Raw genomic sequence first — 25,013 nt, forward strand, 5'->3', positions numbered from 1 at the left:
GCCACGGCGTCGCTGCTATCGCCCATCCAAAGACGCCGACGGCCAGCGACAGCGCCCGGCCTTCGTCACAGCCGGAGTGCCGAAGCGCCGATAGAGCGTCGGCAGATTGGCCGTCACGATCGATCCCGCCAGGAAGTGCACGGTGACGGCCGTCGAGACCAGGGCCAGCGGCCATCCGTGGGCTTCGCGAATGGCACTCAGGAAGATCGGCGGCCCATAGAAGCCGAACCCCAGGCCGAGAACGGCGAGACCGAACGCCGCGGCGACAACGCGCCATCCATAGAACGTTCCGCTTCGCATCGTCGTCAGCCGCCTGAGCTTTGCGACGAGATTCTGCACAGACCTGGCGGCGCGCAGTTCGCTTCCGGTCGAAGCGTGAGATCGGAAGGCTCGGGCCGAAATCGGTTGACATGAATGCAATCATGCAACATATAAAGTTACATGAAGCGAGACAGTCGATTATCCGGCGTGCTGCACGTCCTGCTGCACATGGCACAGCAGCCTGATCCCTTCACGTCCGAGACCCTGGCAAAAGCAATGGATACCAACCCCGTGGTGATCCGGCGGATCATGGCCGGGCTTCGGGACCTTGGTTACGTCCGCTCCGAAAAAGGCCATGGCGGCGGCTGGACGTTGGCTTGCGACCTCACGAAGGTGACGCTGCGCGACGTCTACATCGCGCTCGGCAGTCCCTCGCTTCTGGCGATTGGTAACCGGACGGAGGCGCCGGGCTGCCTCGTCGAGCGGGCCGTCAATGCCGCCCTCAATCAGGCGTTTGGCGATGCGCAGGCGCTGCTGCTGGCGCGCCTTGGCGAGGTAACGCTGGCGATGCTGGGCGACGATCTGCGCAAACGCCTCGGCTCGCGAAAGCTTCAAGGCATGAGCGCGCATGGCGCGTGATTGGCCCATTCAGCAAGGACTACATCATGGCCGACATTCAGAACATGTTTTCCGATCCGCAAGCGGTGGCGAGATACACCGAAGGACCGCCACGGTTCGTCCCCGGCTACAATGCCATGCTGTCCATGGCGGCGATCCTACTGGCCGAGCGCGCGCGTGACGATGCACGGATTCTCGTTCTCGGAGCCGGCGGCGGCCTCGAGCTGAAGGCTTTTGCGCAAGCGCATGGAGGCTGGAGCTTCGATGGCGTCGATCCGTCCGCGGCCATGCTGGGGCTAGCGAGGCAAACCCTCGGATCGTTCGCGCCACGTGCGCGTCTTCATCAGGGCTACATCGACGACGCTCCGGAAGGCCCGTTCGACGGCGCCACCTGCCTGTTGACCCTGCACTTCGTCGATGTCGAGGAGCGACGCCGTATCGCCTCGGAGATCCGCCGCCGGCTCAAGCCGCGCGCGCCTTTCGTGGTCGCGCATTTGAGCGCGCCCAATGGCGAAGAGGAACGCCCGCTGTGGCTCTCGCGATACTCCGCGTACCTCGCCGCGTCCGGCGTCGAGCCGGATCAGGCGGCGGCCGCGCGGAACGCCGTCACCAACCATCTGGAAATCCTCGCGCCCGCGCAGGATGAAGCGATTTTGCGGCAGGCCGGATTCTCCGACCCGACGCTGTTCTATACCGGCTTCACTTTCCGCGGCTGGGTCGCCTACGCCTGAGGCGCTACAGCAACGTTGATGTAGGTATCTGGAAGAAATACTCGGAATCAGTACCACGCGACCACCGGTCCAGGCGCGAACTGGTAGTTGAAGCCGGCCCGCAGGATATGATCGTGGAAGCCGACTGTCGTTTCGTTGGCAGTGCCACTGAAGTAAGTGGCAGAGCCCAGATCGAGATAGAGGTATTCGAGTTTGGCTGACCAGTTGCGGTTGAATTTCTTTTCGATGCCGGCGCCGGCGGTCCAGCCCAGGCGGGTCCGGCTCTCCGAGACTATCGCACCGGCAATCGTCACCGGCGCTCCGACGGGCGCATTGGCACCATCGAACAATTGCGCGGTCAGCGTTGCCTGTGTTCCGAATTTAACCTCTCCGACTGCTAGGCCGCCGGTTGCATAGAGCAGCAGGCTGGGATCGGCCAAAACTCCGGCGCGACCGCGGAAGGTTGCAAACCACGGGAAATCAGTGCTGCTGGTAGTCGTGCCGGTAACCCCAACCAAACCGATCCTGACCGCCGTCAGCGCGTCAGTCGAACGGCCGCTCTCGCCGGTTGCTTGAAGATCGGCCTCGACACCCAGAACCCATCTCGGATCGATCTGCCAGCTGTAGCCGGCCTGGCCACCGCCAAGCCCGCCGTCAGCGTTCTGTCCGATGCTCACGGCCAGCGGTGTGATCGGCAGGACCGTTGCGTTGGAGCGGCCCCAGCTATAGCCGCCGTTCAACCCCGCATAAAATCCCGTCCAGTTGTAGCCGGGATCGACCATCGGCGGCGCCTTGACGTGCGGGCTTGGTACGTTGCTTCCTGGCGCCAGATCGGCAGCCGTCGCGCCCGTTGCAAGCAGCGACACCGCCATTCCAATCACGATCCGATTCATCAAAAACTCCTCAGCACGAATTCCCTGAAAGGCGCTTGGTGCACTTCACCACTGATATCTGGCGATGCCCTTGCCGGCGTAGCTACGGGTGACGCTCGAGAACTCACTCTCGAAGGTGCCGGACAGCGAGAAGCCGTTCAGCCATCTCAGCTCGGCCGCGCCCGTGAGGAGCGCGGCATCGGGCGCCTGCGCGGCGCCATTCACCACGAAACTCGCGCCTGGCAGGGTCTGGAAGGTGGCCGCGACCGCACGATCCGGATTGACATCATGCGCCCACGCCGCACGGCCGCGCAGCGTGAGAACCGCCGTCTCCAGTGCATAGGAGCGATCGGTGCGCAGACCGAGTTCGCCGCGCGCGGCGGCGACATCCCTGCCGGCATAATTCAGCGCAAAGGTGTTGGCGCCGGAGATCGCCTGCTCGCCATAGCCCGACAGGAACAGCGTCGTGAACTGCGCCGCCGCATAAGGCGTGATGCCCATCCAGGGCGTGGCATAGCGATAACCGCCTTCGAGGCGTCCCGACAGCGCGTTGGCGTCGAAGCGGGCCCGCAGATGGTCGGCGCCCGCGATCGTCACCGTGCGATCCGTCGTCACGTCCTGCCAGCCATAGGCGAGTGCGCCGGCAACGTAGGCGTTGCCCATGGTGTGGCGTGCGTAGACGCCGGCCTGGAACAGGTCGGAGCTGCCTCCGCCGAGCCCATTGGCGACGCCAAAGCTGGTGCCGCCGCCGCCGAGCGCGAAGCCGACCAGCGTGTTCGGCGATATCTGATAGTCGGCGCCCGCGGCCACGCCGGCGATGCGGCTGGTCGCGGTGTTCGAACCGATCACCGCATTGCCGTCGGTGGTCTGCGCGCCGCCATAGCCGGCCGCCCACACGCTCCAGCGCCGTGCGAACGAATCCCCGGCACCCCGCGCCTTATCGATTGCCGCGTAGGCGTCCCGACTCGGGTTCGTGCGCGTGGCGGCGCCACCCTCGGCATATCGGGAGGCCCCGTTCACCGGCGCGCCGGCATCGTTGCGGCCGCCGAAGAACGGGTCGAGCATCGCGTTGAGGAACTGGCCCATGGCATTGAAGGTGCCTTGCTGCGCACCGGTGGCGGCTTCGCCGGAGGCCTGCGTCAGCCGGTTGAGGAGATTCTGGCCGGTCGCGTTGAACAGCGTGTTGAAGCCGGTCGAAAGCGAAGCGCCCGAGAGCAGGGCATTGTCGATCCCGGCGGCGACATTCCTCTGGTTGATGTTGGCGAAGCCGGGCAGCGACGGCGACAGCAATCCGGCATCGAGCGTCAGCAGCACGTTATTGCCGGAGTAGGTGACCCGCGCGTTGCGTGCGTAGGCCAAGTTGCTCACCGCGACCGATCCGAACGTCCCGGTCGTGTTCGCCGAACTGAGGATGGTATAGGTCGTGGTCGCCGCGATCCGGCCGGTCAGGTTCACCGCGACGGTGCCGGCGAGCTGCGCGGCGCCTGCGACCACCGTGTTGCTGGCCGATATGCCAGAGACCTGGACCATGTAGGTCGCCGCCGTGGACAGCACCAGATTGCCCGCAATGGTGAGCGTGCCGATCGCGTTGGTGCCCGGCGCCAGCGTGCCGCCGCTGATGGTGGTGTCGCCGACGATGCCAATGCCGCCCAGTGTGCCGCCGGCGTTCACGGTGGTGGTGGAGCTTGCAATCGTGCCGTTCACCAACAGCGTACCGCCATCAACGGTGGTCGGCCCGGTATAGGTGTTGTTGCCGGTGAGGATGGTGGTGCCCGACAATAGGTTGACGGCGCCGTTGCCGACGATGTCAGGCGAGAACAGATAATTCGACGAGGAGTGATTGAAATTGATGGCGCCGATGCCGGCGCCGAACTGGACCGTGGCCGTCGCCAAGGTGCCGGGCGCCGCCGCAGCCGAGCCCGGCGCCGCCCCGATGTTGAGCGCGCCGGTCGAGCCCGCCTGATTGGCGATCACGAACTGGCCAGCGGCGGAAACCGCGCCACCATTCGAGATCGTCAGTGAGCCTGTTCCGGCGTTTCCGATCGTGATGTTCACAAAATTTGTCCAGGACGAACCCGCACCGTCCACGGTGACGCTGCCGTTCGAGCCGCTGCTCTGTCCGATCCCCGTGTTGAGATTGCTCAAGCTGCCGCCATGCATAACCGCAAGTGAGCCGAGCGTGTTCATGCCGACATAGAGGCTATTGACGGTCCATGACGAGCCCGTGCCGTCGATCACGGCCGATCCGCCGCTCCCGCCGGCAGTCAGGCCAAGCACAGCAGTGGCGCCCAGAGCTATGCCGCCATTGGAGAGCATCAGCGTTCCCCGGCCGGCGCCCCCGAGCACGAGCAAATTGGCGGCGAACCATTCCGATCCTGCGCCGTCGACGAGAACAGAACCGCTCGCGCCGGTCGCCGCGCCGACAATGCTGTTGCTGCTGGCGACTTGGCCGGCATTGGTGATCGCGAGTGTACCGATTCCGGCCACGCCGACAGACAAGTTGGCATTTGAGGTCAGGCCGAGGCCCGACCCTGCTCCATCGACCCGAACATTGCCGGTTGAGCCGACGCCGTTGCCGATACTGATAGCGCCTGAGCTCTGCACGAAGGCACCATTTGTGATCGTCAGCGTGCCGGTGCCGGCGTTACCCACGGTCAGCGTGCCGGTGTTGGTCCAGATCGATCCCGCGCCATCCACCGAGGCCGTGCCCGAACCGCCATAGTATCCGAGGAAAACGCCGGTGCTGTTGACATGACCCCCGCCGGAAACGGTCAGCTGGCCAATACCGTCGAGCCCGGCGGTTAGCGTTCCCGTACTCAGGGTTGAGCCGACACCGTCCACCGTGACGTCGCCGTGGACGCCCGCCGCGGAGCCGATCTCGGTGATCGTCGCACTCACCGAGCCGCCCTGCAACACCTGCAATGTGCCGCTGGCGCCCGCACCGACGAGAAGGTTCGCGCCGGCAGCCCAGGTCGAGCCGGCCCCCGTGACCGTCGCCGTACCGGCGCCGAGATTGCCGATGAAGCTGTTTCCGACCGTGATGACGCTGGCGCCGTTGATAACCGTCAGGCTGCCAGTGCCGATGTCGCCGACATTGACGTCGCCAGCATTGATCCAGGTCGACCCCGCACCGGCCACCGTGACACTGCCAGAGCCGCCGACGCCTCCGCCGATCGACGCGTTGACGTCGGCCACGGTACTGCCGCCGGATATCCCGAGGTTGCCGGCGCCAAGACGGCCGATGCTGAGATCGGCCGTATTGTTCCAGGCCGAGCCCCCGGACACGTTGACGCTGCCGATGCTGTTCTGGAGATAGCCGAGGTAGCCGAAGGCGTCGTTCAGGATGCCGCCACCGCCGATGGACAGGTTGCCCGTGCTCACGCCACCCACGAAGGTCTGCTGCGCCGCTGCCGTTCCGCCGTTGATGAATGTGAGATGCGTTGTCGTATCGATTGTGACCGTATCGGTCGCGTTCGGCACCGCCGAGGTATTCCAGTTTCCGGCGGTGAACCAGTCGGTCGAGATGGTGCCGACCCAGACCGGATTGCCGGCGCTTGCGGGGCTGATCAGCGCCAGCGACACCACCGTCAGCGCGGTCGAGCCGATCATCAATGCCATCAACGACGCCGCGCGTGAGGCAAAGCGGCTCCGCGCGGGAGCCAGTTGCGCAGCCGCGTCGCGGTTGAATGAAAGATGCGGCATGCATGACCTCGCACAAATCGAACATCGATCTCGCGCGAACCGGCCCGGCCGTTTGGCGAGACTGAATCGCACTGAAACTTCGCGTGGCATCAATGAGGTATGCGGGGTTTTCTGTCTTGGAACGCAACGCCATTCGCTTCACTCCCAGCGCCCCGCGAGCGCAACAGCGGCGCTCTGATGCAGAACGGCCACGGACGAAAGCCCCTAAAAGCGGCGGCTTCCTGCGCACTCTCGAATGGCACCGGTACAATTGGACTCCAGCGCCAATCGTCGAGATTGAGGCGCTATCCTCCGGCGCCGGCCTTTCGGTTCGGCAATCTCCCGGTATGGTGTGCGATCGCAATTGAAGGGACCCATGATGGATCGTGCGGGCGCGCCGAACGTCTTCGTCAACCGTTACACGGGTCCGCCAAGCGGACGCGAATACGAACGGTGGCGCGAGGAAATGTACCGGTGCACGCTGCGGGTCGACGTCCAGCCCGGCGCCGGCGACAGCATCGATTGTAAAATGCAGATCAGCCTGTTGGGCGGCATCCTGTTGGGCACCACTGTCGGAACGTCGGCTGAATTCTCGCGCACCCCCGAAATTCTCAGGGATGGTTACGACGGCATGTGCCTCGTCATCGCCACATCCGGCCCCGTGCTCATATCGCACGAGCAGCATTCGATCGAACTGTCGGAATCGCAAATGTGTCTCGGCGACATGAGCGTGCTCTGCGGCACGCGCATGAGCAGCGATTGCGAGGTCAAGACCATACGCATCCCGCGGTCGCTGCTCCTGACGATCTGCCCCAGAGCCGAGGACCGGCTCGCGCTGGCTCTCGTCGACCAGGCTCCGATACGAGAAGCGATCGCACGCTACCATACGCTGGCCGCCAGCATTGGTCCGCACGCGGATGTGGTCGGGCAGCACCTGATGGCGCGGCACATGGTCGATCTGATCGGGCTGTTGCTGGGGACGGACGGCGATCGCACCGAACTGGCGAACAGCCGGGGACATGCCGCCGCACGGCTTGACCTCATGCGTGCCGACATCATCGCCAATCTGAGCACGGACAAGCTCACGATCTATTCGGTGGCACAGAAGGCGGGGCTCAGCCCGCGCCAGGCGCAACGGATGTTCGAACAGACCGGAACCACGTTCACCGAGTTCCTGCTCGAACAGCGCCTGCTGCTGGTGCGCAGGCTGTTGCTCGATCCACTCAACCGCTGGCGCAAGGTCAGCGATCTCGCCCACTCGTCCGGCTTCCCCGACGTGTCCTATTTCAACCGCATGTTTCGACGGCGTTTCGGCGTCACTCCGTCCGACCTGCGCGGCGCCTGAGGTGCGGGCGATACCGGCGCGGTGCGATTGGACTCCAGCGCCAATCGTGTAGAATGAGGCGCCAACCACGTCTCCCGGCCTTTCGCTCGGGGAATCTCCGGATATTGTGGGCAGCCGGAATCGACGGGAAGCATGATGCAAACAAGCGCGCCGAATTTTTTTGTCGACCGTTACACGGGTCCGCCCAGCGGGCGCGATTACGAGCGATGGCGCGAGGAAATGTATCGATGGACGTTCCGGATCGACGTCCAGCCCGGCGCCGGCGACAGCATCGACTGCAAATTGCAGGTCAGCCTGCTGGGCGACATCATGATGGCCGTCGCCAGCGGATCGTCTGTTGAATTCTCGCGCACGCGCGAAACCTTGAAGGACGGCTACGACGGGCTATGCCTGGTCATCGCCACGTCCGGACGCGTGCTTGTATCGCAGGAGAAGTGTTCGATCGAATTGTCGGAATCGCAAATGGGTCTGGGGGACATGGGCGTGCTCTGTGGCACGCGCATGAGCGACGATTGCGAGGCCAAGGCCATACGCATCCCGCGATCCCTGCTCCTGGCGATCTGCCCGAAGGCCGAGGATCGGCTGGGGACAGTTGTTGGCGATCAAGGTCCCATCAGTGAAGCAATCGTTCGCTACCACGCCCTAGCCGCCAGTGTTGGCCCGCATACGGACATGGTCAGTCGGCACCTGATGTCGCAGCACATGGTCGACCTGATTGCGTTGTTGCTGGGAACCGACGCCGATCGCGCCGAACTGGCGAACGGCCGAGGACATGCCGCCGCGCGGCTCGACCTCATGCGCGCCGACGTGATCGCCAATCTCGGCCGAGCTGACCTGACGATCTATTCGGTCGCACGGAAGGCCGGTCTCAGTCCGCGTCATGCCCAGCGGACGTTCGAACAGACCGGAACAACGTTCACCGAGTTTCTGCTTGAACAGCGCCTGCTGCTGGCACGCAGGCTGCTGCTCGACCCGCTCAACCGCTGGCGCAAGATCAGCGACCTCGCCCATTCGGCCGGATTCGCCGACGTCTCCTATTTCAACCGCGTGTTTCGACGGCGCTTCAGCGTCACACCGTCCGACATGCGCGGCGCGTGAGGCGAGGCGCGAGTCTTAGGTGATTGGGCCGACGATGGTCTCGCAAACCGTCCTGATCGTCATTAGATTGCGCCCATGAAAAAGATCGGATTTCTCTCCTTCGGGCACTGGACGCCCTCGCCGCAGTCGCAGACCCGCTCGGCCGCGGACACGCTGCTGCAATCGATCGAGCTTGCGGTTGCGGCGGAAGAGCTCGGCGCCGACGGTGCCTATTTCCGGGTGCACCATTTCGCGCGCCAGCTTGCTTCGCCTTTTCCGCTGCTCGCCGCCGTCGGCGCCAGGACCAGCAAGATCGAGATCGGCACGGCCGTGATCGACATGCGCTACGAGAATCCGCTCTACATGGCGGAGGACGCCGGCTCTGCCGATCTCATCGCCGGCGGGCGCCTCCAGCTCGGCATCAGCCGCGGCTCGCCCGAGCAGGTGATCGATGGCTGGCGCTATTTCGGCTACCAGCCGGCCGACGGCGAGAGCGACGCCGACATGGGCCGGCGTCATGCCGAGGTCTTTCTCGACATCTTGCGCGGCGAAGGTTTTGCAAAGCCCAACCCGCAGCCGATGTTCCCAAATCCGCCGGGCCTGTTGCGGCTCGAGCCGCATGCGGAAGGCCTGCGCGAACGGATCTGGTGGGGTGCCGGCTCGAACGCGACCGCGGTGTGGGCCGCCAAGCACGGCATGAATCTGCAGAGCTCGACCCTGAAGAACGACGAGACCGGCGAAGCCTTCCATGTGCAGCAGGCCGCGCAGATCCGCACCTATCGCGCAGCCTGGAAAGAGGCCGGCCACGCCCGCGAGCCCCGCGTCTCCGTCAGCCGCAGCATCTTCGCGCTGATCGACGATCGCGACCGCGCCTATTTCGGGGGCGAGCGCGGCAGCGAGGACCAGGTCGGCTTCATCGACCCGCGCACCCGCGCGATCTTCGGCCGCTCCTATGCGGCCGAGCCCGACGCGCTGATCGAGCAGCTCAAGCAGGACGAGGCGATCGCCGAGGCCGACACGTTGCTGCTGACCATCCCGAACCAACTCGGCGTCGACTATTGCGCGCACGCCATCGAGGCGATCCTCACGCACGTGGCGCCGGCGCTTGGGTGGCGCTGAGGCGAACGGTCGATTTGGCGAAGCGCGCTCTCAAAGCAAGGCGGCGCTGACAGCCTGTCCGTAGATCATTGCGGCCACGAGAGAGAGCAGCAAGCCCGCGCCCGAAAAGATCACGAGGACTTTCAGAGTTTCGACGTCGACGTCGGTTCTCGTCGCGCGAGATATTGCCTTTGCCAGTGCAGCCATCATCGCCAGCTCCGAACAGGCCGCGCGGAGGCGCGCCTGGTTCCATCTAGCGTCATTGGGCGCGTTTGCGTGTGAAGCAGATTACAGGTGATCTCGCGTGCTGCACCTCACACCGCCGGCCGAGCCTGCCTGGATCTTACCATCGGTAGCGCACCACGCCCTTGCCGGCGTAGCAGCGCGTGACACCGCCCTCGCGTATGACGGGCGGCCGCTCGTCATGCACCTTTTGCGGGAACCGGCCGACTTGCTGCCACCTTTACGGTGCAGGCTCGTCGTCGGTACTATTCTCAACTGATTCTCGTCTGGCGAAGTACGGATGCCGCGGCCGGTCATCGGCGCCGTCCTGTCAGGCGGAAACGATCTTGGTGCCGAGGATGACACGGCGTCGTCGGGGGAGGACAATTTGCGGGAACGCGAACGCGAACGTAAGTTCGGCTAGCGTCGGCCGAAATGCATCATCATGCGGCTTTTCACGATCCCGTTCTGGTCGCGTTATCGATTCTGATCGCGGCACTCGCCTCCTATACGGCGTTGGACCTGGCGACCCGAATGCGAGCTGCTTCGGGAAGGGCCCGCCGATCCTGGCTGGTAGCCGCCGCGATCGCCATGGGCGGCGGCATCTGGTCCATGCATTTCGTCGGTATGCTGGCCTTCAGCCTGCCTGGAATCGAGATCTCGTACGATCCATTCCTGACTCTCCTCTCGCTTGTCATTCCGATCGTCGTCGCCGCTGCGGCCTTTGCCGTCGTCGGACGACGGCCACGGGCGCTCCTCGCATCCGGCTTCGCGATGGGACTTGGTATCTCCGGCATGCACTATACCGGCATGGCCGCGATGCGAATGGCGGCCCTCATGGAGTACGATCCCCGATGGGTTGTGCTCTCGATCCTGATCGCGATCAGCGCCTCCGTCGTGGCGCTCTGGCTCGCCTTTCGCAACACCAACGCGGTCCAGCGGCTGTTCGCGGGACTGGTGATGGGCCTTGCGGTCTCCGGCATGCACTACGCCGCGATGGAAGGCGCCATGTTCCTGCCGACGAACATCATGGCCCGGCAGGCAGGACATCTCGGCGTCGGTCAGGCGCCGCTCGCGTTCCTGCTCGCCGGCATCACCATTGTGATCCTGAGCATCGGAATCGCGGCTGCCGTCTATGACAGGGCTTCCGCGGAGCGCGCTCAACGCGAGGCCGACACCCTGAGGCGCAGCGAAGAACGCTTTCGGCTCCTTGTCGAAGGTATCGTCGACCACGCGATCTTCATGCTCGATCCGGACGGGCGCGTGGGCAACTGGAATCTCGGCGCGCACCGGCTGATGGGCTATGGCGATGACATCGTAGGGACGAGCTACACGATCTTTCACACCGAGGAAGATTGCGCGGCCGGGGCCCCGGCGCGCGCCCTTGTTGAAGCCGAGCGCGAGGGGAAGTCGGCAATCGAAGGCTGGCGTGTCCGCAAGGACGGCAGCCGCTTCTGGGCGGAAGCAACGATCGTTGCGGTACGGAACGAGAGCGGCGCAATCGCCGGCTTTGCGAAGATCGTGCGCGACGTCAGCGAAAGGCGACGGGCACAGGATGCGCTGGATCGGGCGCGCGAAGCACTGATGATGTCGCAGAAGATGGAAACCATCGGCCAGCTTACCGGCGGTGTGGCCCACGACTTCAACAACCTGCTCGCAGCCGTTCTCGGCAGCCTCGAACTTCTGAAGAGGCGCCTGCCGCCGGGCGATGCGAAGGTGCAGCGCCTGGTGGACAACGCGACGCTAGGCGCGCAGCGGGGCGCGTCCCTGACCCAGCGTATGCTCGCTTTTGCGCGTAAACAGGATCTCAGGCCGGCGGTCGTCGATATCCACGAATTGGTGCACGCATGGCCTCATTGCTGAAATTCGAGGCCGGAATTCGTGTCGAGACGCTGTTTCCGATGGACCTGCCGAAGGTGAGGGTCGACGCGAACCAGCTCGAACTGGCTGTCCTCAACCTGGCGGTCAACGCACGTGATGCGATGCCGGGCGGCGGCCTGATTACCATTGCCGCTCGCGAAGAGCGGGGCGATGGCGGCCTTCGGACGAGCGACTATGTTGCGCTCTCGGTGAGCGACACCGGCTGCGGCATGGATGACGAGACCCTCAGGCACGCCCAGGAGCCGTTCTTTACGACCAAAGGCGTCGGCAAAGGCACCGGGCTCGGCCTGTCAATGGTCCACGGACTTGCCGAGCAGTCCGGCGGCAAGCTCGCTTTGAGGAGCCTTCCCGGGGAGGGCACGACAGCCGAAATTTGGCTGCCGATGGCCGGGGAGACCGCGGTGCCTGACCCGCGCGCGGAAGCTCCGGCGCCCGTACCGCGGGCCAGCCGACAGCTTTCCGTACTTGTCGTCGACGACGACCTCCTGGTGCTCGAGAACACGGCAGCGATGTTGGACGATCTTGGGCACATCGTGGTCGAGGCGCGCTCGGGCGACGAGGCACTGGCTTTGCTCCGCCGCACCCGTACCGTCGACCTGGTCGTGACCGACTATGCCATGCCTGGGATGACTGGACTGCAGCTGGCCAGCGCTGTCGCCGCGGAGCGCCCCGGGACGGTCATCCTCCTGAGCACGGGATACGCAGAGATTCCCAGCGACGAACGATCCAGCCTGCCGCGATTGTCAAAACCATTCGACCAGGCTGCGTTGGCGAAGGCCATCGAGGCGGCAATGCGCGAAGACGAGCCAACCGGATCCATCGTCGCCTTTCGGCCGAAGAGCGCGTGAAAGCCGGATGATGAATGGCGCACGCCGCCTGCGCGCGGTGCGGTCCCGGTTCGGAGACTCCAAGGCAATGGTCCGTCAAATCCCGCCGGGAAGCTCGACGCCCGCTTCCGTCAGGTCACGGAGGAATTTCCGCACCAGGAGCATGTTGGTTCTTTGCAGCTCGTGATTATTGCCGAACTTGAACTGATTGGCTTCGGTCACGATCAGTCCCTGGTCGGTCTCGCGGAAAATGCCTTGCTTCTTCAAGCGATCGGCGCGCCGCCGGACGGTTTCGATCGGCAGACCGAAAAAGCGGGACAGGGCGGCACGGGAAACGCCCTGCTTGATCTTGTCCGGCTCAACCGCCTGAATGCTGCCAAATTGCCGGTCCAGTTCGGGGTTCTTCATGATCTTGAGAACGTTGGCGTTCAAGACCGCATGAATGATCATCAAGTCCAGCGGATCGAAATCGTAGTGGCGGAACATTTCGCTGGCTGCGCACAGCATGTAAGCCAACGAGTGGCGGGAGACGGTTCGGATCAAATCCGCCGCGATGTCCTCGCCTTCAGTCGTACCAACCATGGCCAGTGCCCGCTTCTACGGATGTCCGGTCCGACGTCCACAAGTCGGTTGCAAGCCAGTTATATGTCTCCCTGGCGCACCGCGTGAGGCAGGACCGGTCTGCTGTTTCCCCCAATATGGGTATGGTCGCGGTTCCATCGGGTCAATAGCTGGCTTGTCGGCAACATCATTTTCACCGATACGAGGTTGAGTTGCCGGGCGCGCAATTGGCGCGTGCCAATTGTAGTCATGGGCCAAATGACATTTATCATCGAAGCTATTAAAGACGACTGCCGCACCGTGGATTTCCGTGACAGCGCGATCGTTGCGGTGATCCTGGCCCGCAAGCACGCGGTGAATGGTTTTGTGGTTTCGATCACGGCTCCGAACGGGCAGCTTTTTTTCGCCGATCAGTTCAACCTTTTGCTGACGAGCAAGGGGCTCGGTTCGGATCCGACGGCGCAGGAAGTTGGGCGGCGCTAAAGCGGGCCTTGTTCGCGTAGGCTTGGAACCGGTGCAATCAATTGCAGCGGCTTCGGTGAGCGGTGCGAGCAGGCATCGTCGGCGCGTACGCGGCCCTTGCGTCGCAGGGCCAGTTCGGGTGCCAAAGAAATTCGTTGATCGTCGTTTCGAAAAATCCAGTTCCGGATCGAACAGGTCGCGCGGGCCTGCTAAACTCCGGCATGGCCGCGCTTACGCGGCGACCGGGAATTCCGGGATGCGAGCAGGGATATGGCCAGCAAGCACGTGCTCGAAGGGTTGATAAGGTGGTCTACGCGCGATCGATGGGCCGATCGGTTCGACTGGGTCCTTGAAGGTCACCTTGTCCCCACCTGCGAGGAAACCGGCATCGAGATCGAGCAGATCGCTTCGACCATCGGCGAAGACCTGTTCATGAGCACCGTGTGGGCCTGCGCTTTCGAGGACTTCCTGACCCGTGAATTCGACGGCGAGAACGCGACGGATGACTATCTCAAGCGCCGCGGCTGGAAAGAATCCGCATCGATTCGCAATTACATGGCCGCGCTGCGGAAATCGACGATGAGCCTCTATGAGGTCAGCGACATCGTCCCCGACACTTCGTTCCTGGCGCGCGACCTGCTTCGCGACACCGAACCGGTCCTGGTCAGCGAGCGGAGCGCGACCCGAAGCCTCAAGCCATGGGACCGCATTGCCGCGCGCGTGGTTCATGTCGGTTCGCGGTCGCAGATCGGTGGCGGCTTGCTGGTATTCGACCACGAGACATCGGAACTCTTGGTCGCGGCCGTTCGGAAGCTGGAGTCGCTGAGCAGCGAGGAAGAGCAAGAATTGGCGGAAGCGAACGGATACGAGTTCGACGAGGACCGATTCTCGGACCTTTCTCCCACCGACAGGCTCCGCGCAATCACGCCCATGTTCACCACGTTCTGGCTTGTCGACGCGATCGACCGAATTCAGTCACCGAGAATTCCCGATTTGCGGAACGCGGAAGGGGACGAGGTGATGCTGTGCGAGGCGCGCTTCCCGCTCGCCGCCCGCGCCACGGGGCGTGACATCCGAGCGGCGTTGGAAGCACGTCCGGAGTTTCGCGCCACGAGCTCGAAGTCATGGAGCTGGGTTGGCGAAAACAGAAGCGCAGCCAAGCCCGCCGCCGCACCAGGGCACGACGGATCATCGCGGAAACAGCTGACCTTCGAAACATGGTCCGACGAGGACAGGCTCGTGCTGGGCGATATACGGCTGGAGAGCAAGACGTTGGTGCTCAATACCAACTCCGAACAGCGCTGCAGCCGCGGATGCGCACTGCTGTCCGACGCGCTCGGCGGACGCCTGCGCCAGCCCTCGGTCAAGACGGAATCGATCGAGCAGGTCATGGTGTCGCGAGAGTCTGCCATGCCAAATCAGCTCGATATCCCTGAGGACGAGCAGCGTGCCATCGTCCATGACTACATGGACCGGCATTACCGTGACGTGCTCGATCAACCGGTTCCCGCGCTCGACGGGCAAACGCCGCGGACCGCGGTGAAGACGGAGGGCGGACGGATGAAGGTCGTCGAGTGGCTCAAGCTCATGGAGAACCGGACGGCGAAGCACGCCGATCCAGATAATCCGATGGCCAGCTACAATTTCGCGTGGCTATGGACAGAGTTGGGTCTCAGTGAGCGGAGGGAGTGAACGAACCGGGCAATGACCGCTGCGCTGGGCCGCTGAAGAGGGCTTCGATCCGCGTGACCAGGCGACAGTCGGTACCGAAATGGCGCGCCCGGAACGATTCGAACGTCCGACCCTCAGATTCGTAGTCTGTAATTCCTGATTGATTTTATTCGCTAATTTCATGTTTTGTTGCAGTTTTGTTGCATAAGTCCGGAGTGCCGTATAATACAACATGGTCACACCCTGTTACGGAACCGGGCCATGTCAATCAGGAAGCGTACTTGGAAGAACGCGAAGGGCGATGTTCGCATGGCGTGGGTGCTCGATTATTTCGATCAGAACCGCAAGCGGCGCCTTCGCACCTTTGACCGCAAACAGGATGCGGAGAAGTTCGAGGCCACAACCCGCATCGAGATCGGTAAAGGCATTCACGTTGCCGATCGTGTTTCCATCACGGTGAAGGAGGCAGGGAACATGTGGCTCGCGGAATGTCGGGCCGAAAATCTCGAGCCGACGACCCTCGAGCAATACGACCAGCACCTTCGACTCCATATTGTGCCGTTTATCGGGTCAGAGAAGTTGTCGCATCTCAATGTCCCATTCGTCAGTTCCTTCCGAACCAAGCTTCGCGATGAAGGGAGATCCCCGGCAATGGTCCGCGGAGTGATGGGATCGCTGGGAGCTTTGATTTCAGTCGCGCAGCAACGCGGCCAGGCCGCGCACAACCCCGTTCGCGAATTGAAGCGATCACGACGGAAAGGTAACGGGAGCCAACAGCGTCACAAGCCAAAGCCAAAGATCGGCGTCGACATTCCGACCCGCGATGAAATTCGGGCACTGCTTGCGAAAGCAAAGGGGCGATACCGGCCGTTGCTGATGACCGCCGTTGTCACTGGACTGCGCGCTTCCGAATTGCGCGGCTTGCGATGGGAGGATGTCGATCTCGACGCAAAGAAGCCCGAACTACATGTACGACAACGCGCCGATCGGCGCGGCATCATCGGTTCACCGAAATCGGCTTCAGGGTACCGCACGATCCCTCTGCCTCCGGATACGGCGCAGGTTCTGCGCGAATGGAAACTGACCTGCCCGAAAAAGAAGGAGCACAAAAAGGATTCGGGCAAATTGTGGCTCGTGTTTCCGAATGGTGCCGGCAATGTCGAGATGACGGGCAACATCGTCAAGCGCGGTCTGATCCCCGCCATGATCGCGGCGGGCATCATCATACCCGCGCTCGATGAACACAACAGACCGAAACGCGATGATGAGGGCAAGCCGATTGTTGAACCGAAATATTCAGGCCTGCATGCCCTGCGCCATTTCTTCGCGTCGTGGTGCATCAATCGCAAGGTCGATGGCGGCCACGAACTGCCACCGAAAATCGTGCAGGAGCGATTGGGTCATTCAACCATCGCGATGACGCTCGACATCTACGGGCACCTCTTCCCGCGCGGTGACGATACGGCGGAGTTGGCGGCGGCCGAACAATCGCTGTTTCAAGCCCCAGAAGGAAGCCGTTCCTGAGTGCTGGGTTTGGCGCTGGAACGCTCGAAAAGGCCCCCCAAAATTTCACCGTCAAGACTATCTCTCGCTGGGTGGCTTGGCCCAACCGATCACGAAACCGATTTATCAGTATTGCCTGTCAATCGGCGTTGGACTGGAACCCCCGATCGGCGTCCAAAGGGCATGCCGATTTCCCGGATACGAGGTCCTTATTCCATGCCGAAACACATCTATTCCGGCTGAAAGGATGACGCACCAAGGGAGGCGCAAATCGGGATGGTCTGGCATGTCGACTACATGACGACATCATAGACGGAAACAAGCGGGACGTTTGACGGCTCACACTGATACTGTAGGCTTGCAACTCACAAGCGAGCGCGAGATTATGAGCGATCAGAGCGACTACGAATTTTTCAAACTTCGCAAAGCCGCCAAAACATACATATCGAGAGTTTTCAAATTTAACGCATCGAGCACCGAGCGCCTTCGCCGAGTTAACATGGTGGTGGAGGGCAGCGACAGCGTCCGCTTTGGCGAGATTGAGGGCGTGATGTGCCTTCGTCTCACCGGAAATATTCGAAAGACGCAAGTGTCGGCCCTCGTCACCCAAGATGACAAGGGCATCAAACGCATCACGCTCCAGACATTCAAAGAAGTCGGGGGCGACTGGATCAAAGCAATCGATAAGGAAGAGTTTACGTTCCGAGGCGACGAGTTCGAGCGCCTTCTAAGCTTCCTATCTCAGATCAAATTTGTGGACCTGTCCAACGAGGAAAACTTCCAAATTGAAGACATCTCGACGAAGGCGGGCCCGAAGGCGATCATTGACGCGTCGGATCGCGGGATCGTCAACCGAATTAGGGATATGACAGAAGAGCAGCGGAGCGGCGTCCTTCGGGTTCTACAACAGTCGCTAACGCCTGAGGAGATCAATATCCTTCTTGGCCGCAAGCAGGGCCTCGCAGAATATGAAGAACACATGAGTGTCATGGATTGGAGGGAGGCGCAATGGCAGGAATTCTTTGACCGCGAGCAGTGGGTCTTTGGCTATGGGCTCGACTATCGGATGATGCGGCAGTTTGACCGTGAAATAACGGTTGGCGGCGGAGGCACCGACAACAAGAACAAGCCAGTAATCGACTTCCTTATGAGTTTCACTGACTACACCGTGCTAGTTGAGATCAAAACGCCCGATACGTCGATCTTCTCGCCGAGTAAGCGCGGACGGGCCGGGACATGGGAATTTAGTCGAGATTTCATGAGCGCCGTTTCCCAAGTCATCGAACAAAAAGCGGAGTGGCTGTCATTCGCTCAAACGGGCGAGCACTACAACAAAGCAGGTAACGTTTTGGAAGCTCGGACTAGGAATGCAAAGACAATTCTCGTCATCGGGTCGCGCGACGAATTCTCTCGGTTGGGCAACGCCCGAGACGCGAACATAATGCGCGACACGTTTGAGCTGTTTCGACGTGAGAACCGCGGCATTGACATCGTGACATTTGACGAATTGCTTGAGCGCGCCCGTTTTATCACGCGAAGCCATTAGCGTGCGAAACGTTGTTTTTTCTCTTGATTTTGCCGATGGACAGCTCCACGTTGAAGATCTTCTGTCAGCCAACTCACGGCGGCTTCGGGCGCTATGGGCGTAATGGCTCTATGCGTTCCACTCGGCGAATACGCTTCCCTGCGATGCGTACGATCCTCGGTTGTCGGCTCCATTTCTTGGTGTCGCTGGAGGCTGGCGGATGAATAATGGAGGCGCGGCATGAGCAAAAAAGCTTTTGCACGTGCGGCGCACCTTACTCGCAAAGTGGCTGAATGGTTGGTGCCAGTACTTACGGCAATCAAACTTCTCATCGAACTAGCGAGTAAGGTCGCCAACTGCAATGATCGAAAACTACAAGTACAAGTATCGGTCGCGGGGTAAGACCATTTTCGTGCCCAACGAGAGGTGCGAGCGTCGCGGCAAGAGGATGCTCAAGTTCTTCTCCAAACGCGTCGATTTTCCAGATTATTTCTATCACTATAAATCTGGCGGCCACATAGCTGCCTTACATGCTCACATCGACAATGGCCTATTTTTCAAGATCGACGTGCAGAACTTTTATAACTCTATCGCTAGAATGCGTGTCACCCGAGCCTTGCGAGCGTGGGGGTACCCCGGAGCCGGCACATTCTCGAAATGGTCCTGTGTCGCTAACCCGATAAATGCCCAGCCGCGACACGTGCTCCCTATCGGCTTCGTCCAGTCTCCCCTTCTAGCCAGTCTTGTCTTGATGAGGTCAGATGTTTCGGGTGCCATAGAGCGAGCCATCGCCAGCGGCGTAGTCATTTCAGTGTACTTGGACGACTTCATCGGATCGCATAACGACATCACGACGTTGACACTCGCGTACACAGACATCCGCGAAACCTGCGTAGCTGCGGGGTTATTGCCAAATCCAACTAAGCTTGTGCCGCCGAGCGTAGCGATCACCGCGTTCAATTGCGACCTGACACACGGTTCTGCGTTAGTCAGGGCAGATCGCGTAGCGAAATACATGGCATCGCCCAACCGGACCGCGCTGTCCGATGCGGCGTTCGAGCGCTACCGTGACTTAGTGGCGCGCGAAAACGCTTAGTCAGTTGGCGATTGGTTATGCGAGCGGGGCGGCAACTGGAGAAGCGTAGCTGCCGGGCGCTTCCTGAGATTGTGGACGCATGTCATCGGCATGTGGGGGCGGCGCGGCGAGATCGACATCGCGCGGCGTCAGAGCGCGAGCGCTTGATCTCCAGCAATGGGAAGCCGCCGTCTAGGGCTTGATCGATTGTGGGGATAGATCAATGGGGGCCGCCCTCGGACCACCGGCGTCGCAACCCTGTTTATTGGTATGACCTTTGACTAACCACCTAGTCGCTTAACTCGCTCCGCGCTAAGTTAGTGCCCCAAGCAATAGTGCAGTAACACCGGATCATTCGGCGCAGCACTCGAGTTGGGGGAGAGCCAATGGTAAAGGAGCGCCCGATTTGGGGTATCCATATGGGTAAAGGCCATGCCCGACGGCCGATAGAAGAAAGCTATATTGGTATCGGTTGGTCTAAAATGGGAGATCTTTCGAAACTGCCGGCTGATCGTGATGACTTTAAGAAGGCGGTCGCAACCACTTACCCGCAGATAAAGCCAGGGGCCATCCCAGTTGTGGCGGGTACGCTTTTTAAGTTTGCCTATGAGATGAAGGTTGGTGATCTCGTCATCTATCCATCCAAAATTGATCGAATGGTAAATCTGGGCACGATCAAGGGCGGCTATGAGTTCAAGCCATCAAAAGACGACATGGATGGCCCCAATCGCCGGTCGGTGAAATGGACGGGGCATATCGCGCGACCGGAATTCTCCCAAAGTGCCCTGCATGAGATTGGGTCCGCCGTCACCCTTTTCCAGGTAAAGAACAATGCTGACGAGTTTCTCGCGGCGTTTGAAGGAAAACCATTCAAGAGCGAGGACGTTGACGCCGAAACAGGAAGTGCAGCCGCCGCCCTCGCCGAAGAAGAGATTGAAGATTTTGTAATCAAACGTTTGAAGTCCGGCTTATCTTTTCGTCAATTCGAATATTTTGTTGCGCACCTGTTGGAACGCATGGGCTATCACTGTCGTGTTACCCAAGCTTCAGGAGATGGCGGCGTCGACATAATTGCGCACAAGGATGAGCTCGGGTTTCATGACGTCATAAAAATCCAATGCAAGCAGACGCTCTCGACGATTGGACAACCGCACGTCGCCCAACTGTACGGGCATGTGCAAGACGACGAACACGGCCTGTTTGTTACGCTCGGAGGTTATTCAACCCCTGCGATCGAGTTTGAACGAGCGAACCAAAACCTCCGCCTCATTGACGGTGACGAACTAATCAAGTTGATCTTCGCCCACTATGAACATTTTGATCCAAGATATCGCATGCTTCTGCCGATGAAGAGGACGTACGTTGTTGATGTGGGTGACGAGGCCCTCGATTGAAGAGGCGCACTGGGTACTGCTGCGCAAGTTGAGCCGACGATCCACGCTTACCGTAGCAAAGCCCGCAGCCGCGGACCGGTCCGCTTCCCTTAGTCGCAAGGTAATACGGACCAGTACATTGACCACGATGGAGCCGTCAGCATGCGTCACCCCAACGTGTTTAAGACCGAGGAAGAAGCTCGCGCTTACCAGGACAAAGTCGATGAGCTGGAACAATTGATTTTGAGCACGTCTCCTGAAGTGCGGCGTATCTTTTTTGAGAATAATGAGGGCTCATTGCCCGAGAAAATTGATAAGTCTATTCGACGGCTTCATCGTCTGCGGCGCGCAGCGCAGGAGTGACAAACCAATCCGGGTCCTCGGTATCCACGCGGCGACCACGACCTACCTTGATCGTTGGGCACTGGCCTTCGAGTTTGAGCGCCAAGCGGCAAACCAAGTTCGCAAAGTACTCTCCTTCAGCCCTAACTTTCGCCCAAGCATCCACGCTGCGTCTGTACCTTGGCTTTCGAACAGTTCTTGGACTTTGCTCTTGCGACGACCGGGCTTGGGGCCAGAGCTATTTGCAACCGCGTGACCGCCTTTCATTCGGACTTCCATCGTTCGTCCCTCCCAAATGGCTACTGCGCATCGCAGTACTTTCATTTTAGGGTTTGGCTCCGGAGGTTGTGCTGGGACGTAGTCACCGGTGATGATCTTAGATGCGCACTCCAATGCGACATGGCATCTAAGATTGAGCAATCGCTTAGATCGAAGCAGGGAGGGCTGGGGTCAGTTTCCATTCCCCACAATGTTTCGTGGCGCGCACCTCAAATTCCCCCTCAAAACCTCCCGTATCCGATGTAAACGCACATTCCAGCCCGTCACGATAGATAGACCCCGTCGCGGGACCGTTTGGGGAGCATTGTCCTCGGGACAGTGCTGCAATGTCCTTATGAGGTATGAGCAGGATTAGGGCGGGTTCAGCACGATCCCCGCAGCTGACCGTTGGGCCAATAATGTGGACCACGGTTGGCCCGGGCTAGGTGCTCTGCCGACTGTTCGTTGCGCGTCAGTTTCTTTCGAGCGCGTCAACATTCGCGACAGCGTCCTATTCGCCCCACTCCTTGATTACTTCGCTATGACCATCGTGAACCAGGGCGAGCCGAGTAGGTTCAGTTATGCCGCCCACTGATCCAATCTCGAGCACCGCCCACTCAACGGCCTGCCTTTTTGCCTCGCTTCGATCCTTCGCGTGGATTTCCCCGAACGCATAAGGATAGGTCTCTCCGTCGCGAAACAGTACTGCTGTAAAGTTTAGGTCTGAGATTGCCATGACTTCTCCTGCCGCCGCTTCGTTTGGATATCATCGGACTCAATTTATCGAAACTGCGCTCGCGCACTAAACGTCGCGCTTGATACCAATTCGCAGGCTTGCGCCGCGCGGCTGTTAGCGGCAGGGCATCGCGCCTTTGAGGCTGTAGAGCACCGCACCGGCGAGGTTTTGTTTCCCGACAAATACTTTCCAATCCGCGGACGTCTTTGTCGGCTCTGTCTTCTGTATCCAGCGGTCGAGGATCGCTCGGACCATATCGACACTGATGTCGCGCTGCCCTCGACAGAAGATCGGCGTCTGCCGGTTTGCAACTATCTCCTCGTTCGACATTCCGATCGCGTCGATCACTGCTATCAAGTAGTTATTCAACTTCTCGTTTCCTGCCGTCCCTGCTGCTTAAGATCGATGTATTCGCGCATCGTCCAGGCAGGCGAAGTTGCGGCTGGCAGGGCCAACAGCAACGAAAGTGCGACGAGGACCGACCTTCACGACCGGAGACCCCTAACTGTGAGCAGGTGCGCGAGGATGACGGCGGCGCCGCCGCCATCGATGTACATCCAGGTCTGCTTCTTCAGGTAGACCGGGATCAGCGGGTTGAAGACGATAGCGATCAAGATGAACAAAGACGTCCATATAATCGCCCCCGGGCGCGGTCCACGGGCTGTATAGGCCAAAGCTATGCAGGCAAGACAGGTGACGATCCTGGTAAATGTGTAGTACCTGTACGGGAGGGGAAACACGGCCACAACCAATATCAATGCCGGCACGATCCAGAGCGCGATCGGTAGGGCGGTTCGGGTCGGCGACGCTGCGGGGGTAAGGGTCATGACGGCCACAAGTGCGGATGTTGGGAGCGATCGACGGGCGCCGATTTGGCCAGTCATCATTGCCCCCTTTTTGTTCTCGGTCTACTACCTTGCATTGCGAACCGCCTTCTCGCAGTCCATCGAAGCGGTGCTCGGAAAGCCGGGCGACGATGACGCGCCGCTGGGAGCGGTCTGGGGAGCCCACTGGGTCTACCGTGGCATAGCGGAGTATCTGAGTGTCACCTTGGCCGCCTTTGTGTCCGGAGGCGTTGCCCGCGGGCGGGCGAAGGCGGGGGCGGTGATCGGGTCCCTGGCGGCATCACTCATCTTCGCGGGCCAGTTCGGCTTCTACCTTTACAACTGGAAATATCTCGGCGCCGACGTGCCGTTGCTCGTAGAGCCCTGGTACCAGACGGCGATTGACGCCGTGATGATTGTCGCCGCTCCCATCATCGCGCTGTTCGCCGCGGAGCACGTCGAGGCGGCCCACCGCCAGGAGCCGGGCCTCTTCGGCCTCAGTCGATGGCACGTCCTCTGGCTTTGGCTGATCACCTACTTTTACGGCCTTGCGATGATCACACCCATCGCACGATTCTACCACGTACAGATGGCCGGCAACATCATCTCCACCGTGCTCGTGTTCATCGTCAACTTCGTCCCCGCTGCGGTCGTGGCGGTGCCTCTTTACTATGGGCTCACCATTCTTCGGGGCGACTATGGAGAGACCATGCCACCTGCGGCGCGCAACTTCGTCGGCGCCCTGGTACTGATCGGCGGCCTAGTCGTCGGGATGGTCGTTCAGTTTGGATGGTATTGGGTGTTTGAAAAGATCCGGGAAGCCATGTTCGGCTCTTAACTTGGTGCCAGCCCCGATCCATTGTTTCACCCTCCAGGGGGATCGCTGGAACGAATTCGTCGATGCGTATCTGAGTTGAATGGGGGACGGCCGGTCCCAAGCGAACTCGGGCGGAAGGGCCACCAGCGAGAGCTTATATGCCGACGTCCAGCAGACCGCGGCAATATGCTTCCCGAAGCGACAGGAATGAAATGCCTCGATGTCTCCACAAAGGCACTAGTCTCTTGACCATGCGAAACGTTTGGCTTTGACGCGCGATTTGATGTTCAAAGTTGTTGTCGTGCATAAGCACAATTCCCCGTTTCGCCTCTGAATACCGGGTCACTGCCTGATTGAGCGCTTCCTCGTCGTCGGGACCTTTGGCTTCTCTCCAATACCACCAATCGTCCCCCGTGAAGTCCCACATGATCGGCCCGGCATAAGTGTCACCTTTAGTCACCGCACCGTTAGCGTCAGGAGACGACGGCCACTGCCCATATGGAGGACGAAAAAACAACGGACGATCTAGGTTGCCAACGAACGGAAGCAGCTCGTTGTGCGCCGCCATTATTTCTGCGCGAACCTGGTCTGCGTCGGAAAGGGCTGGGTGATTTTGCGTGTGATTACCGATTTCATGCCCCTGGTCTAGAAGTTGACGCACCACGTCGCCTTGAGACGCAACGAGAGAGCCGATCAGAAAGAACGTTGCAGCGATGCCTTGTTCGCGAAGGTATGTGCCGATCTCGGACGTATGTTCGCCTGGACCATCGTCGAACGTCAGGCACAGTTGATTGTCCGGGATCGCGCTGTCTATCTGGAGCAACATCCAACCCTCCCTACATCAGGCGAACCTTTCTCCCCCTGCCGTACGTTGCTGAATTGAGGGGTCGACGCTGATAGAATGAGCTACCACTCCACACCAAGTACGAAAATAGGCATGAGCGCTAAGTCCGGCACAAAGCTCGACCCATCGGAAGACCTTTCTCCACACGGGAGCATTGCCACAACGCAGGCCGATGCTCCCAACGTGGACTTCGTTCGCCAAGAACTGCTGTCTCGACCTTCAGCGGCCTTTTAAGGGATGAAAGGTCAGATGGTCTTCGAACCCGCGTAGGCGATGCAAGTACCAAAAGGTACCTCTTCTGACGTCTTGAGGAGGAGCGCTGGTACCACTCGGGAGGGAAAAACGGAGTTCAAGTTGCTTGGATTGAGCCGGTTTGGGACAATATGAGGAAGAATGAATAGGTAAACTGATTTAGAGAGGCGCTGATGCG

General features: G+C 60.7%; 22 protein-coding genes, 1 tRNA gene and 1 pseudogene. 14 read left to right on the forward strand and 10 right to left on the reverse strand.

Annotated elements, in window-relative coordinates:
• Positions 1-15 precede the first annotated feature (15 nt).
• Positions 16-339 (reverse strand): hypothetical protein, encoded by a 324-nt coding sequence (locus AC0L30_RS20805; RefSeq protein ID WP_473405089.1) that lies wholly within the window; start codon positions 337-339, stop codon positions 16-18.
• Positions 340-441: 102 nt separating this feature from the next.
• Here AC0L30_RS20805 and AC0L30_RS20810 point away from each other — a divergent pair, with 102 nt between their 5' ends.
• Together AC0L30_RS20810 and AC0L30_RS20815 are read left to right on the forward strand one after the other, a co-directional pair.
• Positions 442-900, forward strand: a complete 459-nt coding sequence (locus AC0L30_RS20810) for an Rrf2 family transcriptional regulator (protein ID WP_473405049.1) — start codon at positions 442-444, stop codon at positions 898-900.
• Positions 901-926: 26 nt separating this feature from the next.
• Entirely contained in the window at positions 927-1,610 is a 684-nt protein-coding gene (locus AC0L30_RS20815; RefSeq protein ID WP_473405050.1) for a class I SAM-dependent methyltransferase, read from the forward strand.
• A gap of 47 nt (positions 1,611-1,657) precedes the next feature.
• On the opposite strand, the gene AC0L30_RS20820 is transcribed toward AC0L30_RS20815, so the two are convergent.
• Both AC0L30_RS20820 and AC0L30_RS20825 read right to left on the reverse strand, forming a co-directional pair.
• The gene (locus tag AC0L30_RS20820) at positions 1,658-2,482 is read right to left on the reverse strand and encodes an outer membrane beta-barrel protein (protein ID WP_219682501.1); all 825 of its coding nucleotides are present in this window, start codon (positions 2,480-2,482) and stop codon (positions 1,658-1,660) included.
• 45 nt (positions 2,483-2,527) lie between these two features.
• A complete protein-coding gene (locus tag AC0L30_RS20825; RefSeq protein ID WP_473405051.1) occupies positions 2,528-6,163 on the reverse strand; it encodes an autotransporter domain-containing protein in 3,636 nt (1,211 codons plus the stop codon).
• Between the two features lie 355 nt (positions 6,164-6,518).
• Between AC0L30_RS20825 and AC0L30_RS20830 the strand changes: the two genes are divergently transcribed.
• From AC0L30_RS20830 to AC0L30_RS20840, 3 genes are all read left to right on the forward strand, one after another.
• Entirely contained in the window at positions 6,519-7,487 is a 969-nt protein-coding gene (locus tag AC0L30_RS20830; RefSeq protein ID WP_246648925.1) for an AraC family transcriptional regulator, read from the forward strand.
• Between the two features lie 132 nt (positions 7,488-7,619).
• A complete protein-coding gene (locus AC0L30_RS20835; protein ID WP_473255583.1) occupies positions 7,620-8,585 on the forward strand; it encodes an AraC family transcriptional regulator in 966 nt (321 codons plus the stop codon).
• A gap of 75 nt (positions 8,586-8,660) precedes the next feature.
• Positions 8,661-9,683 (forward strand): LLM class flavin-dependent oxidoreductase, encoded by a 1,023-nt coding sequence (locus AC0L30_RS20840; RefSeq protein ID WP_219682504.1) that lies wholly within the window; start codon positions 8,661-8,663, stop codon positions 9,681-9,683.
• Positions 9,684-9,713: 30 nt separating this feature from the next.
• Here the strand turns inward: AC0L30_RS20840 and AC0L30_RS20845 are convergent, their stop codons facing one another.
• Complete coding sequence (locus tag AC0L30_RS20845; RefSeq protein WP_007597667.1) at positions 9,714-9,872, reverse strand: hypothetical protein; 159 nt, start codon at positions 9,870-9,872, stop codon at positions 9,714-9,716.
• A gap of 447 nt (positions 9,873-10,319) precedes the next feature.
• On the opposite strand from AC0L30_RS20845, the pseudogene AC0L30_RS20850 reads away from it, so the two are divergent.
• Positions 10,320-12,613 (forward strand): annotated as a pseudogene (locus tag AC0L30_RS20850) (MHYT domain-containing protein).
• Between the two features lie 75 nt (positions 12,614-12,688).
• Here AC0L30_RS20850 and AC0L30_RS20855 read toward each other — a convergent pair.
• A complete protein-coding gene (locus AC0L30_RS20855; RefSeq protein ID WP_245285950.1) occupies positions 12,689-13,135 on the reverse strand; it encodes a hypothetical protein in 447 nt (148 codons plus the stop codon).
• A 276-nt stretch (positions 13,136-13,411) separates the two neighbouring features.
• Here AC0L30_RS20855 and AC0L30_RS20860 point away from each other — a divergent pair, with 276 nt between their 5' ends.
• Positions 13,412-13,636, forward strand: coding sequence for a hypothetical protein (locus tag AC0L30_RS20860; RefSeq protein ID WP_245285951.1), 225 nt, complete (start codon positions 13,412-13,414; stop codon positions 13,634-13,636).
• A 249-nt stretch (positions 13,637-13,885) separates the two neighbouring features.
• Positions 13,886-15,307: a DUF7986 domain-containing protein gene (locus AC0L30_RS20865; RefSeq protein WP_473405052.1), complete on the forward strand. Its 1,422-nt coding sequence runs from the start codon at positions 13,886-13,888 to the stop codon at positions 15,305-15,307.
• A gap of 80 nt (positions 15,308-15,387) precedes the next feature.
• Here the strand turns inward: AC0L30_RS20865 and AC0L30_RS20870 are convergent.
• Positions 15,388-15,460, reverse strand: a tRNA-Arg gene (locus AC0L30_RS20870).
• Positions 15,461-15,547: 87 nt separating this feature from the next.
• Between AC0L30_RS20870 and AC0L30_RS20875 the strand changes: the two genes are divergently transcribed.
• The 5 genes from AC0L30_RS20875 (at position 15,548) to AC0L30_RS20895 (ending at position 21,125) form a co-directional block, all read left to right on the forward strand.
• Entirely contained in the window at positions 15,548-16,810 is a 1,263-nt protein-coding gene (locus AC0L30_RS20875; protein WP_473405053.1) for a tyrosine-type recombinase/integrase, read from the forward strand.
• Positions 16,811-17,174: 364 nt separating this feature from the next.
• Complete coding sequence (locus tag AC0L30_RS20880; protein WP_473405054.1) at positions 17,175-18,335, forward strand: Shedu immune nuclease family protein; 1,161 nt, start codon at positions 17,175-17,177, stop codon at positions 18,333-18,335.
• Between the two features lie 340 nt (positions 18,336-18,675).
• Complete coding sequence (locus tag AC0L30_RS20885; protein ID WP_473405055.1) at positions 18,676-19,410, forward strand: reverse transcriptase domain-containing protein; 735 nt, start codon at positions 18,676-18,678, stop codon at positions 19,408-19,410.
• Positions 19,411-19,775: 365 nt separating this feature from the next.
• Positions 19,776-20,783, forward strand: a complete 1,008-nt coding sequence (locus AC0L30_RS20890) for a restriction endonuclease (RefSeq protein WP_473405056.1) — start codon at positions 19,776-19,778, stop codon at positions 20,781-20,783.
• Positions 20,784-20,924: 141 nt separating this feature from the next.
• Positions 20,925-21,125: a hypothetical protein gene (locus AC0L30_RS20895; RefSeq protein WP_473405057.1), complete on the forward strand. Its 201-nt coding sequence runs from the start codon at positions 20,925-20,927 to the stop codon at positions 21,123-21,125.
• Between the two features lie 748 nt (positions 21,126-21,873).
• Here the strand turns inward: AC0L30_RS20895 and AC0L30_RS20900 are convergent.
• The 3 genes from AC0L30_RS20900 to AC0L30_RS20910 form a co-directional block, all read right to left on the reverse strand.
• Complete coding sequence (locus AC0L30_RS20900; RefSeq protein WP_473405058.1) at positions 21,874-22,098, reverse strand: hypothetical protein; 225 nt, start codon at positions 22,096-22,098, stop codon at positions 21,874-21,876.
• A gap of 114 nt (positions 22,099-22,212) precedes the next feature.
• A complete protein-coding gene (locus AC0L30_RS20905) occupies positions 22,213-22,467 on the reverse strand; it encodes a hypothetical protein (protein ID WP_473405059.1) in 255 nt (84 codons plus the stop codon).
• A 116-nt stretch (positions 22,468-22,583) separates the two neighbouring features.
• Positions 22,584-22,985 (reverse strand): DUF6804 family protein, encoded by a 402-nt coding sequence (locus AC0L30_RS20910; protein WP_473405060.1) that lies wholly within the window; start codon positions 22,983-22,985, stop codon positions 22,584-22,586.
• On the opposite strand from AC0L30_RS20910, the gene AC0L30_RS20915 reads away from it, so the two are divergent.
• Positions 22,924-23,760 (forward strand): hypothetical protein, encoded by an 837-nt coding sequence (locus AC0L30_RS20915; RefSeq protein WP_473405090.1) that lies wholly within the window; start codon positions 22,924-22,926, stop codon positions 23,758-23,760. The genes AC0L30_RS20910 and AC0L30_RS20915 overlap by 62 nt on opposite strands.
• A 133-nt stretch (positions 23,761-23,893) precedes the next feature.
• Here AC0L30_RS20915 and AC0L30_RS20920 read toward each other — a convergent pair whose 3' ends face one another.
• On the reverse strand, positions 23,894-24,565 hold the full coding sequence (locus AC0L30_RS20920; RefSeq protein ID WP_473405061.1) for a polysaccharide deacetylase family protein: 672 nt from the start codon (positions 24,563-24,565) through the stop codon (positions 23,894-23,896).
• Between the last annotated feature and the right edge of the window lie 448 nt (positions 24,566-25,013).

This window comes from Bradyrhizobium sp. MI1.11 (assembly GCF_055811255.1).